Genomic DNA, 16,970 nt, shown 5'->3' on the forward strand with positions numbered 1-16,970 from the left:
AAACCCCCATTTTAGCTCAGCATTCACGTGGCCCCACCCAGGAACGACGGTGACACCGGTAACGTCTGACCGATGACCGACGCCTCCGAAACAGTCAGCCCTCCCAGCGCGCCGATCCCCGATCTCACCGGGCGCACCGCTCTCGTCACCGGCGCCAGCCGGGGCATCGGCAAGGCCATCGCCGCCGAACTGCTCGCTCGCGGCGCAAATGTCGCCATCACCGCACGCAAGCGCGAACCTCTCGTTGCCGCAGCCGCAGAGCTCGGCGATTCCGTGCTCGCGATCGACGGCAATGCAGGCGACCCCGAGCACCGACGCAACGCAGTGGCGAGCACCGTCGAGACATTCGGATCACTGGACATTCTGGTGAACAACACCGGCATCAATCCCGTCTACGGCTCGCTGATGGATGCCGACCTGGCGGGCGTGAGCAAGATCTTCGAGACCAACGTCGTGGGTACTCTCGGCTTCGTCCAGCAGGCGTTTCATGCCTGGATGGGCGAGCACGGCGGAGCGATCGTCAACGTCGCGAGCGTGGCAGGCATCCGCTCCACCGGCGTGATCGCCGCGTACGGCGCATCCAAAGCCGCTCTGATCCGCCTCACCGAGGAGCTCGCCTGGCAGCTCGGTCCGCGGATTCGTGTCAATGCCGTGGCACCGGGCGTGGTGAAGACGAAGTTCGCGGAAGCGCTCGTCGCGAACGGCGAGGACGCGGCAGCGGCCGGCTACCCGATGAAGCGCCTCGGAAACCCGGAGGACGTAGCGGCTCTGGTGGCGTTCCTGGTGTCGGACGCGTCCTCCTGGATCACCGGCGAGACCGTGCGCGTGGACGGTGGTTTGCTCGCCACCGGCGGAATGTGAACGATTTCTCGGCCGACGTCACGGTGGTCGGACTCGGTCCCGCGGGACGGTCGGTGGCCCACCGATGCGCCGAGGCCGGCCTGGACGTGGTCGTCGTCGATCCGCATCCGTCGCGTACCTGGACACCGACGTATTCCGCCTGGGCCGACGAGTTGCCGTCGTGGTTGCCCGAGACCGCCGTCGCCTCGGTTGCGCAGAAGCCTGCGGTATGGACCGATCGTCATCGGATCATCGACCGGACGTACTGCGTGCTGGACACACCTGCCCTGCAGGCGACCCTGTCTCTGGACCGCGTGCGAGTGCTGGCGGGGACGGCCGTCGACGTCACCGGATCTCGCGTTACCACGGCCGACGGCACCGTCGTCGATGCTCGGCACGTCGTCGACGCCCGCGGCACGCTCGACTCGCGCGACCTTGCACAGCAGACGGCGTACGGCATCGTCGTCGAACGGCACCGCGCCGAACCGATCCTCGAAGGATCCGACGCCTGGTTCATGGACTGGCGCACCGACAACGGCGCTCGGCCCGGCGAAGCACCGAGTTTTTTGTACGCCGTGGCGCTCGACGAAGATCGGATTCTGCTCGAAGAGACCTGTCTGGTCGGCCGACCCCCGCTGGAACTCGCAGTGCTTCGATCACGGCTGCACCACCGTCTGGCCCACCGGGATCTGGAACCGACCGGCCACGAGGACATCGAGCGAGTGCGCTTCTCGGTCGAACCGCCGCCTCGGTCACGACTGCACACCGGGCGAAGCGGTCCGGTGTTGTTCGGCTCTCGCTCGAATCTGATGCATCCCGCCACGGGGTACAGCGTCGCGGCGTCGCTCGCATCGGCAGATCACCTCGTCGAGAGGTTCAGTGGCGGCGGTCGGTCACGCCTCGCCCGCCCGATACATGTCTGGACGGTCCAGAAGCTTCGCAATCTCGGCCTTCGGACAGCGCTGAGTCTCGACCCGGAGATGGTTCCTCAGTTCTTCTCCAGCTTCTTCTCGCTCCCGGTCGAACTGCAGCGCTCGTACCTGTCCGGCCACGACGACGCCGCCGGGACGATGACGGCGATGCTCAAGATGTTCCCGACACTCCCGTCCTCGGCCAGGCTCGCGATCGCGCGCACGATGATGCGGACTCCGGGCCGCGGCTGAGTTTCTTCCCATCGGTCGACACGCGGGCGCCCGGTCGGCGATCATGGACAGATGCGCAGCATTTGGAAGGGCTCGATCGCCTTCGGACTGGTCAATGTTCCGGTGAAGGTCTACTCGGCCACCGAGCAGCACGACATCCGATTCCATCAGGTGCACGCGAAGGACGGCGGTCGCATCAAGTACGACCGGATCTGCCAAGAATGCGGCAAGTCGGTGCAGTTCGCCGACATCGACAAGGCCTACGATTCCCCCGACGGCGAACGCGTGATTCTCACCGACGAGGACTTCGACAAGCTGCCGGCGGCGGAGAAGCACGAGATCCCGGTACTCGAATTCGTGCCGACCGAGCAGATCGATCCGATCCTCTACGACAAGAGCTACTTCCTCGAGCCGGATTCAGCGTCACCGAAGGCCTATGTGCTGCTGCGCGAGACCTTGGAAGAAACCGAGCGCACTGCGCTGGTTCACTTCACTCTGCGGCAGAAAACCCGGCTGGCTGCGCTGCGCGTGCGCGACGACATCCTGGTGATCCAGACATTGCTGTGGCCGGACGAGGTCAGGGCCGCAGAATTCCCGTCGCTCGACGATGCGCCCTCCGCGCGTCCCCAGGAAGTGAAAATGGCGACGTCCCTGGTCGAGAGCATGTCCTCGGAATTCGATCCCACCGAGTACACGGACGACTACCAGACCGAGCTACGGAAGCTGATCGACGAGACGCTGGCCAACGGGGGCGAGAAGGTCGTCCACACCGAGTCGAAGAAGGACGACGACGGCGAGGACGCCGAGGTCGTCGATCTGGTGGCCGCGCTGCAGCGCAGCGTCGAGGCTGCCGGTAAGAACGCGAAAGCAGGATCCACCGCGTCCACGCCTGCCAAGAAAGCGCCGGCGAAGAAGACCGCTGCCAAAAAGGCCCCGGCCAAGAAGACAGCGGCCAAGAAGTCGACCTCCACGAAGTCCGCCGACACCAAGGCCGACGAAGCAAAAGGTGCGTAGGAGGCCGACTCGGCCGCAGGTCAGACAGTGAAGCCGAGGGCCCTGAGCTGCTCGCGACCGTCGTCGGTGATCTTGTCCGGGCCCCACGGCGGCATCCAGACCCAGTTGATCTTCAGGTCGGCAGCCAGTCCGCTGCGTACGAGTGCGCCCCTGGCCTGGTCCTCGATGACGTCGGTCAGCGGACATGCCGCAGAGGTGAGCGTCATGTCGACCGTGACGATGTCTTCGGCATCGATCTTGATGTCGTAGACCAGACCGAGATCGACGACGTTGATGCCCAGCTCGGGGTCGACGACGTCGCGCATCGCCTCTTCGAGGTCCTCGAGCACCTTGATCTCGTCTGCGGTGAGTTCCACCGGCGTCGCGGTCACAGCCGGTGTGGTCTCTGTTGCTTCGGTCATGATTGCTGTCCTCCGGAAAGTGCCGTCTGGGCGGTCCCGCCCGTCGTAGCTGTCGTATCTGCGTCCACTACTTGAACAACCGCATCCTTGAAAGCCATCCAGCCCAGCAATGCGCACTTCACGCGAGCCGGGTACTTGGCGACTCCGACGAACGCGATTCCGTCACCGATGACGTCCTCGTCACCCTCGACGGTACCTCTGCTGCCGACCATGTCGCTGAACGCGTCCACCGTCTTCAGCGCATCGTCGACGCTCAGTCCGACGACCTGGTCGGTGAGCACCGATGTCGCTGCCTGACTGATCGAGCAGCCCTGGCCGTCGTACGAGACGTCCGCGACGGTGCCGTTCTCGATGTGCACGCGCAGGGTGACCTCGTCGCCGCAGGTGGGGTTGACGTGGTGTACCTCCGCGCCGAACGGCTCGCGCAGTCCGCGGCCGTGCGGGTGCTTGTAGTGATCGAGAATCACTTCCTGATACATCTGTTCCATGCGCATCTACTGCTGACCTCCCCCGCCGACGTCGGTGGTGCCGAAGAACGACTGTGCGCGGCGAATTGCTCGCGCGAGGACCTGCACTTCCTCGACCGTGTTGTACAGCGCGAACGAGGCGCGCGCGGTCGCGGCGACGCCGAACCGACGATGCAGGGGCCACGCGCAGTGATGCCCGACGCGAATGGCGACGCCCTCGTCGTCCAGAATCTGTCCGAGGTCGTGGGCGTGGATACCGTCGACGACGAACGACACAGCCGATCCGCGGTCGACATTCTCGGTCGGGCCGATCACCCGGACCCCGTCGATCTTCGCGAACTCGGCGAGAGTTGCTGCGACCAAGGCCTTTTCGTGCGCGGCGATAACGTCGATGCCGATGTTCTCCAGGTATCGCACAGCGGCACCGAGTCCTACGACCTGCGAGGTCATGGGCACGCCGGCCTCGAACCGCTGTGGCGGCGCGGCGAACGTCGTCTTCTCCATGGTGACGGTCTCGATCATCGAACCACCGGTGATGAACGGCGGCATCGATTCGAGGAGTGCGGACTTGGCGTAGAGCACGCCCACACCCGAGGGGCCGAGCATCTTGTGCCCGGAGAATGCGGCGTAGTCGACGTCGAGGCCATGGAAGTCGACCTTCATGTGCGGCACCGACTGGCACGCGTCGAGGACGACCAATGCACCAACCGACCTGGCTCGACGAACCAACTCCTCGACCGGAGCCACCGCACCGGTCACGTTGGACTGATGCGTGAACGCGAGAACCTTGACGGCGGACGACAGTTCGAGCGAGTCGAGATCGATCCGTCCGTCGTCGGTCACGCCGTACCAACGCAGGGTGGCACCGGTCCGAGCTGCAAGCTCCTGCCACGGCACCAGATTGGCGTGATGCTCGAGCTCGGTGACGACGATCTCGTCGCCGGGACCGAGATGGCGATCGAATCGCTGATCCGCAAGAACGTAGGTCACGAGGTTCAGCGACTCGGTCGCGTTCTTGGTGAACACGATCTCGTCGACGTCGGCCCCGACGAACGACGCGATGGCCGCCCTGGCACCCTCGTACGCGTCGGTGGCCTCCTCGGCCAGCTGATGCGCCCCACGGTGCACCGCAGCGTTGCATGTGGTCAGAAATTCGCGCTCGGCGTCGAGTACCTGAACCGGCCGCTGCGAAGTCGCACCGGAATCGAGGTACACCAACGGCTTTCCGTCGCGAACGGTGCGCGAGAGAATGGGGAAATCGCGGCGAACCGTGGCGACATCGAGCGATGCCGCCACCGCCACAGCTGCCGGTGCAGCCATGCTCATGCTCCGGTGGTCGCGGCCTGCGTGTAGCCGACGTATCCGTTGGCTTCCAGCTCGTCGGCCAGCTCGGCACCGCCGGACTTGACGATTTCACCGTTGACGAAGACGTGGACGAAATCTGGCTTGATGTACCGCAGGATGCGGGTGTAGTGCGTGATCAGCAGCACTCCGCCCTCTTCGCGCTCCTTGTACTTGTTGACGCCCTCGGACACCACTCGCAGAGCGTCGACGTCGAGGCCGGAGTCGGTCTCGTCGAGGATGGCGATCTTCGGCTTGAGCAGTCCCAGCTGAAGAATCTCGTGACGCTTCTTCTCGCCTCCGGAGAAGCCTTCGTTGACGTTGCGCTCGAGGAAGTTGGCCTCGATTTCGAGCTCGCTCATGGCGGTCTTGGCTTCCTTGACCCAGTGCCGCAGCTTGGGGGCCTCACCGCGCACAGCGGTTGCGGCGGTACGCAGGAAGTTCGACATCGAGACGCCGGGCACCTCAACCGGGTACTGCATCGCCAGGAAGAGGCCGGCGCGGGCGCGCTCGTCGACGCTCATCTCGAGCACGTCTTCACCGCCGAGGGTGATGGTGCCGGAGGTCACCGTGTACTTCGGGTGGCCTGCGATGGCATACGACAAGGTGGACTTGCCGGAACCGTTGGGTCCCATGATCGCGTGCGTCTCGCCGGACTTCACGGTCAGATCGACACCCTTGAGGATGTTGATCGGCTCGGCGGACGAATCGGTGTTGGCGACGCTGACGTGCAGATCGCGGATTTCGAGTGTGGACATCACAGTTCCTTTGTGCAGTCGAGAAAAGTTCGGGTGGACCTACGCGCCGACGACGGCGAGTTCGGTCTCGATGGCGGCGTCGAGACGCTCGCGTACGGCGGGGACCGGAATCTTGTCGATGATCTCGTGGAAGAACCCGCGCACGACGAGTCGACGAGCGACTTCCTCCGAGATGCCACGAGCGCGGAGGTAGAACAGCTGCTCGTCGTCGAAACGGCCGGTGGCGCTGGCGTGGCCTGCTCCGACGATCTCGCCGGTCTCGATCTCGAGGTTGGGTACCGAGTCGGCGCGAGCGCCGTCGGTGAGCACCAGGTTGCGATTGAGCTCGTAGGTCTCGGTTCCCTCGGCCTCGGCTCGAATCAGCACATCTCCGATCCACACGGTGTGCGCGTCGACGGTGCCGGGTCCGGTTTCGCCCTGCAGTGCGCCCTTGTACATCACATTGGACTTGCAGTGCGGTGCCGAATGGTCGACGAGCAGACGCTGCTCGAGGTGCTGACCGGCGTCGGCGAAGTACACACCGAGCATGTTCGCATCGCCGCCGGGGGCGCTGTAGCGCACGGTCGGGCTGATGCGCACCAGATCTCCACCGAGACTGATGTTGTAGTGCCGCAACACGGCGTCGCGTCCGAGCAGCGCATGATGCGCCGCGACGTGCACGGCGTCGGACTGCCAGTCCTGGATCAGCACGACGTGCAGCTGCGAGCTGTCACCGAGAACGAACTCGACGTTCTCGGCGTACGTGCCGCTGCCCCGCTGGTCGATCACGACGGTGGCGCGAGCGAACGTGCCGAGCCTGATCTGCACGTGCCCGTAGGCGACGTGGTCGACACCGGGGCCGTCGACGGTGATCTCGATCGGATCGGCCACCTCGACCTCGTTCGGCACGGAGACGATCGTGGCCTCGGTGAACGCCGAGAATGCCTGAGCGGCAATACGATCGGCCGGAACGCCGGCCTTGCCCAGTCGCTCGTCGTCACGGCCTACGGTCTCCACGACCACGGATTCCGGGGCCCCGACGGTGACCTGAGCGGCCCCGTCGGCGACGGCGGAACCGTCGTGCAAGCCGCGCAGCCGACGCAGCGGCGTGAAACGCCACAGCTCGTCACGACCGGACGGGACCTCGAACGCATTCACGTCGTAGGACGTGAACTGAGTGCCCTTGTTCTCGACCAGCTTCGACTTGTCTTCTTTGGCCGCTTCGGGGTTTTCGGATGCCACGGCACCCATCACTCCGGTGAGAGGGTTGTTCACTTATCCGACCGACCCTTCCATCTGCAGCTCGATGAGCCGGTTGAGCTCGAGCGCGTATTCCATCGGCAGTTCGCGAGCGATCGGCTCGACGAAGCCACGCACGACCATTGCCATGGCCTCGTCCTCGGTCAAGCCGCGGCTCATCAGGTAGAACAACTGATCGTCGCTGACCTTCGAGACGGTGGCCTCATGGCCCATCGATACGTCGTCCTCGCGGATGTCGACGTACGGGTACGTGTCGGAACGACTGATCGTGTCGACGAGCAACGCGTCGCACTTGACCGTCGAACGCGAGCCGTGCGCACCCTTGTTGATCTGGATCAGACCGCGGTAGGACGTGCGCCCACCGCCGCGGGCGACCGACTTGCTGACGATGTTCGAGGACGTGTGCGGCGCGAGGTGCAACATCTTCGAGCCGGTGTCCTGGTGCTGGTCCGGGCCTGCGAAGGCGACCGAGAGAACCTCACCCTTGGCGTACTCACCGGTCATCCAGACGGCCGGGTACTTCATGGTGACCTTGGAGCCGATGTTGCCGTCGACCCACTCCATCGTTGCGCCTGCCTCTGCCTTGGCGCGCTTGGTGACGAGGTTGTAGACGTTGTTGGACCAGTTCTGGATGGTCGTGTAGCGGCAACGACCACCCTTCTTGACGATGATCTCGACCACGGCGGAGTGCAGCGAATCCGACTTGTAGATCGGTGCCGTGCAACCCTCGACGTAGTGCACGTAGGCACCCTCGTCGACGATGATCAGCGTCCGCTCGAACTGACCCATGTTCTCGGTGTTGATTCGGAAGTAGGCCTGCAGCGGGATGTCGACGTGGACGCCCGGCGGGATGTAGATGAAGGATCCACCGGACCACACCGCGGTGTTCAGTGCGGAGAACTTGTTGTCGCCTGCGGGGATGACGGTGCCGAAGTACTCGCGGAACAGCTCCGGCTGCTCCTTGAGGGCGGTGTCGGTGTCGAGGAACAACACTCCCTGAGCCTCCAGATCCTCACGGATCGAGTGGTAGACCACCTCGGACTCGTACTGAGCGGCGACACCGGAGACGAGGCGCTGCTTCTCCGCCTCGGGGATGCCGAGCTTGTCGTACGTGTTCTTGATGTCCTCCGGCAGGTCTTCCCACGTTGCAGCCTGCTTCTCACTGGACCGCACGAAGTACTTGATGTTGTCGAAATCGATGCCGTCGAGGTTGGAACCCCAGTTCGGCATCGGCTTGCGCTCGAACGTCTTGAGCGCCTTGAGGCGCGCCTCGAGCATCCACTCGGGCTCGCTTTTCTTCTGCGAGATGTCCCGGACGACAGCCTCGGAAAGGCCGCGCTTGGCACTTTCACCGGCTACGTCCGAGTCGGCCCAGCCGTATCCGTAGGTGCCGAGCGAGGCGATGGTCTCGTCCTGGGTCAGCGGCGCGGTGGGTGTCACCTGGTCTGGTGTGACGGTCATGCGGGCTCCTTCCGGAGGCGTGGGCGTTCTCCGACGCGGGGCTGCGCGTCGGGAGTCTTCTTGTCGGAACTATCGGTGTTCGAGTACCGCGTCGGTGACAGCGGTACGTGTGTCGTACAAGCGCAATTACCGTTGGCGATGGTGGCCAAACGCTGTACGTGCGTGCCGAGGATCTCGGCGAACGCGGTCTGCTCGGCCTCGCACAGCTCCGGAAACTCGGAGGCGACGTGCGACACCGGGCAGTGGTGCTGGCAGATCTGCACACCGTTGCCCACCTGACGGGTGGTGGCAGAGAATCCCGCCGCGCTGAACGCGTCGGCGATTCGGTCCGCGGCATCCTCCACGTCGTGCGCATCGGATCCCGTCGCCGGCTCGACGTCGGCCACGATGGTGTTGACGCGCTGTCGGGCGAACGCCTCTATGGCCGCATCTCCACCGATCTTGCGTAGCTGCCGCATGGCAGCACCGGCGAGATCGTCGTAGGTGTGGCCGAGACGGTTGCGTCCGGCTGCGGTCAGCTGGAAATACTTGGCCGGCCGACCCCTACCCCGTTGCTGCGCACCTGCTGGGGTGGTGATGCGGGCCTCGCCCGCGTCGATGAGTGCGTCGAGGTGACGTCGGACACCCGCTGCGCTCAATCCCAGCCGTGTACCGATATCGGAGGCGGTGATGGGGCCCTCTTCGAGCAACAGAGTGACCACTGCGCTCCGCGTCTGCCCCTCGGGGGCCGAGGCAGGTCGCACCGACGGAACGCCTGCGCCGGCGGCCGAGGACACGACACTTCCCGGACGCACGAGCGAGCTTTCGGTTGTTTTCACAACACCAGTGTGACGGAATTGCATGACCCGGTCCAGCAAGGGTGCCCTTTGCCGACCATGCGGCCGGTACCGGTGCCGAGCCGTGAAGCGGAGTCGAGCACGGTGCGGGTCGTGCGCGAGTGCACCGCTACGCTCCCACTGTGCCATCGACAGACAGTGAGCCCAGTTCCCAGAGCTCACCTCTCGCGAGCGGTCCGGGTTCATCCTCGGGGTCCGGCACCTCGAAAGCCGCCTCCGCTGCGTTCGTCCGCCGATTCGTCCTGGCCCCCGCACGTCGCCTCATCGGCCTCGAACCCACGCCTCCCGGCGGTGGCGTCGCGACCCTGCACGGAGACGAGCAGGAGGCACCGGGGCTGAATCCGTCGGAGACGAACCAGCTTCGGAACATTCGCCGTTTCGGGGCCGCGGGTGCCTTGCTGATGGCGATCGGTGCCCTCGGCGCGGGCGCGCAGCCGGTGCTGCAGAATCCCGTCTTCGGCGTTCGACTACTGAGTCTGCCGTCCCGAATGGCCACCTCCGCGCTGACCGTCACGATGACCGGCACCGTCATCGTGGTCATCGCCTGGTTGCTCCTGGGCCGATTCGCTCTCGGACAGACGCGGTCCGGGGCCACTCCGCGTCGGCTCACCCGTTCCCAGATGGACCGCACATTGCTGCTGTGGATCCTGCCCTTGTGTGTCGCACCGCCGATGTTCTCGCGCGACGTCTACTCCTACCTGGCGCAGAGCGAGATCACGGCGCGCGGACTCGACCCCTACGAGGTCGGCCCTGCGACAGCACTCGGCGTCGACAATGTGCTGACCCGAACCGTTCCCACTATCTGGCGCGATACGCCTGCGCCGTACGGTCCGCTGTTCTTGTGGATGGGCCGTGGCATCACGTACTTGACCGGCGAGAACATCGTCGCCGGCATATTCCTCCATCGGCTGCTCGCGCTGGTGGGCGTGGCACTGATCGTCTGGGCACTGCCACGTCTCGCACGCCGATGCGGGGTCGCGTCCGTGACTGCACTCTGGCTCGGCGCCGCGAACCCGTTGCTGCTGTTCCACCTGGTTGCCGGCATCCACAACGAGGCTCTGATGATCGGGCTGATGCTCGCAGGCACCGAGTTCGCACTGCGTGCCGTGGAACGCGCGGGAGCGCTGCGAAAGACCGACATCGCATTCCTCATCGGCGGCGCCGCCCTGATCGCCCTGTCTTCGACCGTGAAGATTCCGTCTCTCATCGCACTGGGCTTCGTGGGAATGGCGCTGTCCAAGCGATGGGGTGGCACTCTCCGGTCCGTGGTGTACGTGGCGGTACTGCTCGGCACGGTCGTCGTCGCCGTACAGGTTGCCGTCAGTCTGAGCAGCGGGCTCGGCTTCGGCTGGATCAACACTCTGGGTACCGCGGGGGTGGTGCGCAGCTGGATGTCCATTCCGACGATTCTCGGACTCGGCACCGGATTCGTCGGCGTGCTGCTCGGCCTCGGTGATCACACCACGGCTGTGTTGAGTCTCACTCGACCGATCGCTGCCGTGGTCGCAGGAATCATCGTCGTACGCATGCTGATCGCAGTTCTGCGCGGCCGCCTGCATCCGGTCGGCGCACTCGGAGTTGCGCTCGGGGCCGTCGTTCTGTTGTTCCCGGTGGTGCAACCCTGGTACCTGCTGTGGGCGGTGATTCCGCTGGCCGCGTGGGCCACGACTCCCTCGTTCCGGCGTCCTGCCATCGCCTTCTCGTCGTTGGTGAGCGTGATTCTCATGCCGAACGGTAGTGAGTATCAGCCGTTCCAGATAGTGCAGGCCGCAGTGATGACAATCCTGACGGTCGCGGTGCTGTACCTGTTCACGCGAAACCGGATGCCGTGGCCCACCCGCACCGGACCACCGGCACGCGACCGCAGCGCCGACGAATACGCTGGGTCCTCGTGACCTCCGGGACGTCGAATACGACGCAACCTGTCGTGCAGTTGACCGACGTACGCAAGTCGTACGACGGCGTCACTGCCGTCGACGGTCTCAGCCTCGACATCGGTCCCGGCGAGGTTCTCGCACTGCTGGGCCCCAACGGTGCCGGGAAGACCACCACCGTCGAGATGTGCGAGGGATTCGTGGTACCCGACAGCGGCTCCGTTCGGGTACTCGGGCTGGACCCCATTGCGCAGTCGGCGCAGCTGAGGCCACGAATCGGCGTCATGCTCCAGGGCGGCGGCGCGTATCCAGGATCCAAGGCAGGCGAGATGCTCCAACTCGTCGCCTCGTACTCGGCCGACCCACTCGATCCGGCATGGCTGCTCGACTGCCTCGGTCTCACGTCGGCCGTCCGCACGCCGTACCGACGGCTCTCCGGCGGGCAACAGCAGCGGCTGGCTCTGGCCTGCGCCATAGTCGGGAGACCCGAGCTGGTGTTTCTCGACGAACCGACTGCAGGGCTCGACGCGCAGGCCCGACTTCTGGTGTGGGAACTGATCGACGCCTTGCGCCGCGACGGTGTCGGGGTACTGCTCACCACACATCTGATGGACGAGGCGGAGCAGCTGGCCGACCGGTTGACGATCATCGACAACGGCCGTGTCGTCGCCTCGGGTACCCCGTCGGAATTGACCAAGCAGGGCGCAGAGGGCCAACTGCGGTTCGCCGCTCCCCCGGGCCTCGAGCTGTCTCTGCTCGACGCGGCACTCCCCCCGGGTTACGTACCGTCGGAACCGACGCCGGGTTCCTATGTGGTCTCCGGCGTGATCGAGCCGCAGATTCTGGTGATCGTGACGTCCTGGTGTGCGCAGCAGGACGTGTTGGCCACCGAATTGCAGGTCGACCAGCGCCGCCTCGAGGACGTCTTCCTCGAGCTGACCGGCAGAGAATTGAGGAAGTGACCGTGCGCAGAGAAGCCCGGCTCGCCGACAACCGATTCGAGACAGGCCTGTTCGCGCCGCGCCCGCAGGCCGCGTCGGCTGCGCGCATGCTGCTCGCGCAGACCCGACTCGAACTGAAGTTGCTGCTGCGCAACGGCGAACAGTTGCTGCTGACGATGTTCATCCCGATCACACTGTTGATCGGCTTGACCCTGCTGCCCTTCGGCGAGCTCGGGGACGACCGAGTAGGCCGAGTGGTTCCGGCTGTGATGATGGTGGCCATCATGTCGACGGCGTTCACGGGGCAGGCGATCGCCGTCGGGTTCGATCGTCGCTACGGTGCCCTCAAGAGGCTCGGGGCAACACCGCTCCCTCGGTGGGGCATCATCGGCGGCAAATCCGCTGCAGTGGTGATCGTGGTGATTCTGCAGTCGGTTCTGCTCGGCTCGATCGGTGCCGCACTGGGCTGGCGTCCGAGCGCGACGGGCCTGGTGCTCGGGGCCGTAGTCATCGCGCTCGGAACCGTGACTTTCGCGTCGATGGGTCTGCTGCTCGGCGGCACCCTGCGGGCGGAGATCGTGTTGGCGCTGGCGAACATCGCCTGGTTCGTGATGCTGGGCATCGGCAGCGTGGTGTTCGTGGACGACCAGATTCCGCAGGGCCTGCAGAACGTGGCGCGCATCGTTCCGTCCGGCGCGCTGGGCGAGGCGTTGAGCCGAGGTGTCTCGTCGTCGTTCGACGTGTTCGGCGTCGTCGTACTGCTGGTCTGGGCTGCGGTGTGCAGCACGCTCGCCGTGCGCACGTTCAAGTTCACCTGAGCCACGCTCGCTACCCAACGACGCTGTGTAGTTGATCGGCGTTTACCATCGTGGAGTGCCCTACCTCCTACGGAAGCTCTATGGCGTATTCCTGCGCGTCGTCGATCTCCTGCCACTGCCGTCGCTTCGTGTGCAGCGAGTGCTGGCGTTCATCGCGATACTGACCCAGGGTGGCATCGCGGTCACCGGTTCCGTCGTTCGCGTGACGGGATCCGGTCTCGGCTGTCCCACCTGGCCGCAGTGCTTCCCGGGTAGCTTCACTCCCGTCGGGGTGTCCGAGGTACCGGTCTTGCACCAGGCCGTCGAGTTCGGCAATCGTCTGCTCACCTTCGTCGTCGTTCTCTCGGCCGCCGCTGTCGTCATCGCCGTCACCAGGGCGCGGCGTCGTCGCGGAGTGCTGTTCTTCGCGTGGCTGATGCCACTCGGTACCGTCGTGCAGGCCGTGATCGGCGGATTCACCGTGCTGACCGGACTGCTGTGGTGGACGGTCGCCGTTCACCTCGTCGTGTCGATGGCGATGGTGTGGCTGGCCACGCTCCTGTACGCCAAGGTCGGTGAAAGCGATGCGCCATCGGAGTCGACGCCCACGGTGCCTGCTGCGCTGCGAGCGCTGACGGGGCTGTCCGGGATCGCGCTGGCAGGCGTACTGATCGCGGGCACCATGGTGACCGGGGCCGGGCCGCACGCGGGCGACAAGAGCATCGAAGAACCGGTACCGCGCCTCGGTATCGAGATCGTGACGCTGGTGCACGCACACTCTCAATTCCTGGTCGGCTACCTTGCCCTGCTGGTCGGTCTGGTATTCGCCCTGTATGCAGTTCGGGCTCCGAAGGCCGTCACGTTTCGACTCAATGTCCTGATCGTCCTGGTGCTCGCACAGTCTCTGATCGGACTGGTCCAGTACTTCACCGGGGTTCCGGCCGTACTCGTCGCCTTCCACGTGGCCGGTGCGGGCGCATGTACCGCCGCCACCGCAGCCGTGTGGGCGGCCTGCCGCACCCGTGGCCCGGCCGTATCCGAGAAGATCGAGACCGCCGAGGACGTCGCAGTTCGCTCGTGACGATCGGTCGAACTTCGAACAGGGTGGAGGGGCAGCCGACCTCCCCCTCAGATGGCCGACTGCCCCTCCACTGACTTCGACGCACCGGGTACCGAGATGGTTCCCGTCGAATCGAACAATTTTTTCGACTTTTCTCCGCTCAGACGATCGCCTGGTTGCGCGCCTTCGGGAACTTTTTCTGACCGGCTACCCAGCCGGCCATCTTCTCGTGGTGCCCGGGGGCCGGATTGACCGAACTGACCAGCTCGCGGTCCCATTCGGCCTCGGTCAACTCGTCCAGACCGTCGACGATCGCGCGGGCGATTGCAGTCGTCGGCACCACCTGGTCCCCCAGGACGCCGTCGGCACCGACCATGGTGAGCCGAGTTCCGGCCCGACCGACCGGCTGGATCACCACACTCGCGGAGTTGCCATGATCGGCGAGGAAGCTCTTCACTGCCGCGAGCGTTCCCTTGGGAACGTCGTTCGACTCGTTCTTCTCGATGCCCGCACTGTCGATTTCGGTAGCCATGCCGTCACGATACCGAGGTCGCCCATCGCGCCCACAACGACCCGTCGAGTCGTTACTGATCGGTAACTTCGACTCCCCGCCCGCATCCACCGGATTTGTGCACTCGGGCGCGGCCGGTCCGTGTACAACGGTGTTCATGCGTGCCATTCGAGTAGAAACCATCGGCGGACCCGAGGTCATGAAAGTTGTCGACATTCCGATACCGACGCCAGGGCCCGGGCAGCTGCTGGTCCGCACCGACGCCATCGGCATCAACTACATCGACACGTACTTCCGACGCGGCCTGTACCCACGCGCGCTTCCGTACGTTCCCGGCGACGAGGGATCGGGGGTGATCGAACAGGTCGGAGCGGACGTCACCGAATTTGCACCGGGACATCGCGTCGCCTGGGCTGCAGCACCGGGTAGCTACGCCGAACACGTCCTGGTCGACGCCCCCTCGGCCATCGCGGTTCCCGACGGCGTACCTGCCGATCAGGCTGCATCGGCGCTACTCCAGGGCATGACGGCGCACTACCTGATCGAGTCCACCTATCCCGCTCAGCGGGGCGACACCGTGCTGGTACATGCAGGCGCTGGTGGCGTCGGACTGTTGTTGACGCAGATGGCGGTGGCGAAGGGCGTGAACGTGATCACCACGGTCTCCACGGATGCGAAGGCCGAGCGGTCGAGTCATGCCGGTGCAGCCCACGTGGTGCGCTACGACGAGGACATCGCCGCGCGCGTGCGTGAAATCACCGACGGCGAGGGTGTGGATGCGGTGTACGACGGCGTCGGTGCCGATACGTTCGAGGCAAGTCTTGCGTCGCTTCGGATCAGAGGGACGCTCGCTCTGTTCGGTGCCGCGAGCGGTCCGGTGCCGCCCATGGATCCACAGCGGTTGAACGGCGCAGGATCTCTGTTTCTGACCAGGCCCACGCTTGCCCATCACATCCGAGACCGGGCCGAGTTGGAATGGCGCGCCGGGGACGTCTTCGCGGCGATGTCGAGCGGCGCTCTCAGCGTGGAGATCGGTGCGCGGTATGCGTTGGCGGACGCGGCGACTGCCCACACCGACCTGGAGTCACGGAGGACGACCGGGTCGATCGTGCTCGTTCCCTGACAGGTACCTGCTGGACGCTCGCTCAGGACAGGAGCTGGGCGAGCGTCTGCCAGCCGAGAACCGAGTCGACGGCCAGGCCGCAGAACACCAGTGCCAGGTATTCGTTGGAGAGAATGAACAGCTTGAGCGGCTTGACCGGAGTTCCCGCTCGCACGCCTGCGTACAGGCGATGTGCCACCACGAGGAACCACACTCCCGACGCCACGGCAACGGCCGCGTACACGACGCCCGAGCCCGGTGCCAGCGCCAACGTCGCGGCGACGGTGGCCCAGGCGTAGAGCACGATGTGCTTGGTGACCTTGGTTTCCGAGGCGACAGCAGGCAGCATCGGCACATTGGCGGCCTGGTAGTCCTCCTTGTACCGAAGCATGAGGGCCCAGGTATGCGGTGGCGTCCACAGGAAGATCACCAGGAACATCACCAGTGCCTGCCACCCGATCGTGCCGGTCACGGCGGACCAGCCGATCATCACCGGCATACATCCGGCCGCGCCGCCCCACACCACGTTCTGCGACGTGCGCCGTTTGAGCACGAGGGTGTAGACGAAGATGTAGAAGCAGATCGTCACGACGGCGAGCACACCGCTGAGCAGGTTCGTGGTGGCCCACAGCCAGAAGAACGAGAACACGCCCAGTACGAGCCCGAATATCAGGGCATGCGAGACAGGCATGGCACCACGGGCGAGGGGGCGCTTCTCGGTGCGCTTCATCACCTTGTCGATGTCTGCGTCGACCACCATGTTCAGGGTGTTGGCGCTGGCCGCGGCCAGCATTCCCCCGAAGAGCGTGGTGAGGATCAGCCACGGATCGACGTTCCCGCGGTCTGCGAGCAGCATCGCGGGAATGGTCGTGACGAGAAGAAGTTCGATGACCCTGGGCTTCGTCAGCGCAACGTACGCAAGAAAGAGTGCGAACGCTCTGCGCGGGGCGGACGTCGCCGGTGCGGCCTGGGCGGCAGCGCCTTCGTCGCCTGCTCCGAATCCGGGGCCGCCGGCGAAACCGTGTCCGCCCGACTGCTGCCCAATTCGCACTGCGTCTCCTTGCACGACTGTCGTTCTCTGGCGCTGGGCCACTTGCTCACGTGCCACCGGCACGCGGATCGATCTCCATGGCGACACCTGGACGCCGGAGCGCACGCGTGATCGTCCGCATCAACTGCCGCGTGA

The 16,970-nt window shown here is 65.3% G+C and carries 17 protein-coding genes; 8 read left to right on the forward strand and 9 right to left on the reverse strand.

The window, feature by feature from the left end; genetic code table 11:
• Positions 1-72 precede the first annotated feature (72 nt).
• From AABD04_RS12435 to ku, 3 genes are read left to right on the forward strand one after another with little or no spacing between them, the layout of a single operon-like run.
• Positions 73-861 carry an SDR family oxidoreductase gene (locus AABD04_RS12435; RefSeq protein ID WP_243609590.1) on the forward strand — a complete coding sequence of 263 codons (789 nt, stop codon included), beginning with the start codon at positions 73-75 and terminating at the stop codon, positions 859-861.
• Positions 858-2,003, forward strand: a complete 1,146-nt coding sequence (locus AABD04_RS12440; RefSeq protein WP_341441367.1) for a lycopene cyclase family protein — start codon at positions 858-860, stop codon at positions 2,001-2,003. Before AABD04_RS12435 ends, AABD04_RS12440 begins: the two co-directional genes overlap by 4 nt.
• A gap of 51 nt (positions 2,004-2,054) precedes the next feature.
• Entirely contained in the window at positions 2,055-2,996 is a 942-nt protein-coding gene (gene ku, locus AABD04_RS12445; protein ID WP_243609588.1) for a non-homologous end joining protein Ku, read from the forward strand.
• 20 nt (positions 2,997-3,016) lie between these two features.
• Here the strand turns inward: ku and AABD04_RS12450 are convergent, their stop codons facing one another.
• The 7 genes from AABD04_RS12450 to AABD04_RS12480 are packed head-to-tail and all read right to left on the reverse strand — an operon-like array spanning position 3,017 to position 9,505.
• Complete coding sequence (locus AABD04_RS12450; protein ID WP_243609587.1) at positions 3,017-3,397, reverse strand: metal-sulfur cluster assembly factor; 381 nt, start codon at positions 3,395-3,397, stop codon at positions 3,017-3,019.
• Positions 3,394-3,891 (reverse strand): Fe-S cluster assembly sulfur transfer protein SufU, encoded by a 498-nt coding sequence (gene sufU, locus AABD04_RS12455; protein ID WP_243593094.1) that lies wholly within the window; start codon positions 3,889-3,891, stop codon positions 3,394-3,396. Before sufU ends, AABD04_RS12450 begins: the two co-directional genes overlap by 4 nt.
• Positions 3,892-5,184, reverse strand: coding sequence for a cysteine desulfurase (locus AABD04_RS12460; protein ID WP_341441368.1), 1,293 nt, complete (start codon positions 5,182-5,184; stop codon positions 3,892-3,894).
• Between the two features lie 2 nt (positions 5,185-5,186).
• Entirely contained in the window at positions 5,187-5,963 is a 777-nt protein-coding gene (gene sufC / locus AABD04_RS12465) for a Fe-S cluster assembly ATPase SufC (RefSeq protein ID WP_341441369.1), read from the reverse strand.
• A gap of 39 nt (positions 5,964-6,002) precedes the next feature.
• The gene (gene sufD / locus AABD04_RS12470; RefSeq protein ID WP_341443028.1) at positions 6,003-7,193 is read right to left on the reverse strand and encodes a Fe-S cluster assembly protein SufD; all 1,191 of its coding nucleotides are present in this window, start codon (positions 7,191-7,193) and stop codon (positions 6,003-6,005) included.
• A 24-nt stretch (positions 7,194-7,217) separates the two neighbouring features.
• Complete coding sequence (sufB, locus tag AABD04_RS12475) at positions 7,218-8,663, reverse strand: Fe-S cluster assembly protein SufB (RefSeq protein WP_243593097.1); 1,446 nt, start codon at positions 8,661-8,663, stop codon at positions 7,218-7,220.
• Positions 8,660-9,505 carry a helix-turn-helix transcriptional regulator gene (locus tag AABD04_RS12480; RefSeq protein WP_243609585.1) on the reverse strand — a complete coding sequence of 282 codons (846 nt, stop codon included), beginning with the start codon at positions 9,503-9,505 and terminating at the stop codon, positions 8,660-8,662. Before AABD04_RS12480 ends, sufB begins: the two co-directional genes overlap by 4 nt.
• A 236-nt stretch (positions 9,506-9,741) precedes the next feature.
• Between AABD04_RS12480 and mptB the strand changes: the two genes are divergently transcribed.
• The 4 genes from mptB to AABD04_RS12500 are packed head-to-tail and all read left to right on the forward strand — an operon-like array spanning position 9,742 to position 14,192.
• A complete protein-coding gene (gene mptB / locus AABD04_RS12485; protein WP_341443029.1) occupies positions 9,742-11,394 on the forward strand; it encodes a polyprenol phosphomannose-dependent alpha 1,6 mannosyltransferase MptB in 1,653 nt (550 codons plus the stop codon).
• Positions 11,391-12,335, forward strand: a complete 945-nt coding sequence (locus tag AABD04_RS12490) for an ABC transporter ATP-binding protein (RefSeq protein ID WP_243609584.1) — start codon at positions 11,391-11,393, stop codon at positions 12,333-12,335. The genes mptB and AABD04_RS12490 overlap by 4 nt, the downstream gene beginning before the upstream one ends.
• Positions 12,332-13,132 carry an ABC transporter permease gene (locus AABD04_RS12495; protein WP_341441370.1) on the forward strand — a complete coding sequence of 267 codons (801 nt, stop codon included), beginning with the start codon at positions 12,332-12,334 and terminating at the stop codon, positions 13,130-13,132. Before AABD04_RS12490 ends, AABD04_RS12495 begins: the two co-directional genes overlap by 4 nt.
• A gap of 55 nt (positions 13,133-13,187) precedes the next feature.
• Positions 13,188-14,192, forward strand: a complete 1,005-nt coding sequence (locus AABD04_RS12500; RefSeq protein WP_341441371.1) for a COX15/CtaA family protein — start codon at positions 13,188-13,190, stop codon at positions 14,190-14,192.
• Positions 14,193-14,331: 139 nt separating this feature from the next.
• On the opposite strand, the gene AABD04_RS12505 is transcribed toward AABD04_RS12500, so the two are convergent.
• A complete protein-coding gene (locus AABD04_RS12505) occupies positions 14,332-14,703 on the reverse strand; it encodes a hypothetical protein (protein WP_243593102.1) in 372 nt (123 codons plus the stop codon).
• A gap of 136 nt (positions 14,704-14,839) precedes the next feature.
• Between AABD04_RS12505 and AABD04_RS12510 the strand changes: the two genes are divergently transcribed.
• Positions 14,840-15,805: a quinone oxidoreductase family protein gene (locus tag AABD04_RS12510; protein ID WP_341441372.1), complete on the forward strand. Its 966-nt coding sequence runs from the start codon at positions 14,840-14,842 to the stop codon at positions 15,803-15,805.
• A gap of 22 nt (positions 15,806-15,827) precedes the next feature.
• Here AABD04_RS12510 and AABD04_RS12515 read toward each other — a convergent pair whose 3' ends face one another.
• Positions 15,828-16,835: a heme o synthase gene (locus AABD04_RS12515; RefSeq protein ID WP_308198091.1), complete on the reverse strand. Its 1,008-nt coding sequence runs from the start codon at positions 16,833-16,835 to the stop codon at positions 15,828-15,830.
• Positions 16,836-16,970 lie beyond the last annotated feature (135 nt).

It is taken from the genome of Rhodococcoides navarretei (assembly GCF_038069675.1).
Taxonomy (GTDB): domain Bacteria; phylum Actinomycetota; class Actinomycetes; order Mycobacteriales; family Mycobacteriaceae; genus Rhodococcoides; species Rhodococcoides navarretei.

Bases quoted from the DNA above. Each gene is read 5' to 3' on its own strand.
- AABD04_RS12510 (WP_341441372.1), top strand. From the start codon at position 14,840: ATGCGTGCCATTCGAGTAGAAACCATCGGCGGACCCGAGGTCATGAAA.
- sufD (WP_341443028.1), bottom strand. From the start codon at position 7,193: ATGGGTGCCGTGGCATCCGAAAACCCCGAAGCGGCCAAAGAAGACAAG.
- AABD04_RS12450 (WP_243609587.1), bottom strand. From the start codon at position 3,397: ATGACCGAAGCAACAGAGACCACACCGGCTGTGACCGCGACGCCGGTG.
- AABD04_RS12460 (WP_341441368.1), bottom strand. From the start codon at position 5,184: ATGGCTGCACCGGCAGCTGTGGCGGTGGCGGCATCGCTCGATGTCGCC.
- sufC (WP_341441369.1), bottom strand. From the start codon at position 5,963: ATGTCCACACTCGAAATCCGCGATCTGCACGTCAGCGTCGCCAACACC.
- AABD04_RS12480 (WP_243609585.1), bottom strand. From the start codon at position 9,505: ATGCAATTCCGTCACACTGGTGTTGTGAAAACAACCGAAAGCTCGCTC.
- AABD04_RS12435 (WP_243609590.1), top strand. From the start codon at position 73: ATGACCGACGCCTCCGAAACAGTCAGCCCTCCCAGCGCGCCGATCCCC.
- ku (WP_243609588.1), top strand. From the start codon at position 2,055: ATGCGCAGCATTTGGAAGGGCTCGATCGCCTTCGGACTGGTCAATGTT.
- AABD04_RS12505 (WP_243593102.1), bottom strand. From the start codon at position 14,703: ATGGCTACCGAAATCGACAGTGCGGGCATCGAGAAGAACGAGTCGAAC.
- sufB (WP_243593097.1), bottom strand. From the start codon at position 8,663: ATGACCGTCACACCAGACCAGGTGACACCCACCGCGCCGCTGACCCAG.
- sufU (WP_243593094.1), bottom strand. From the start codon at position 3,891: ATGCGCATGGAACAGATGTATCAGGAAGTGATTCTCGATCACTACAAG.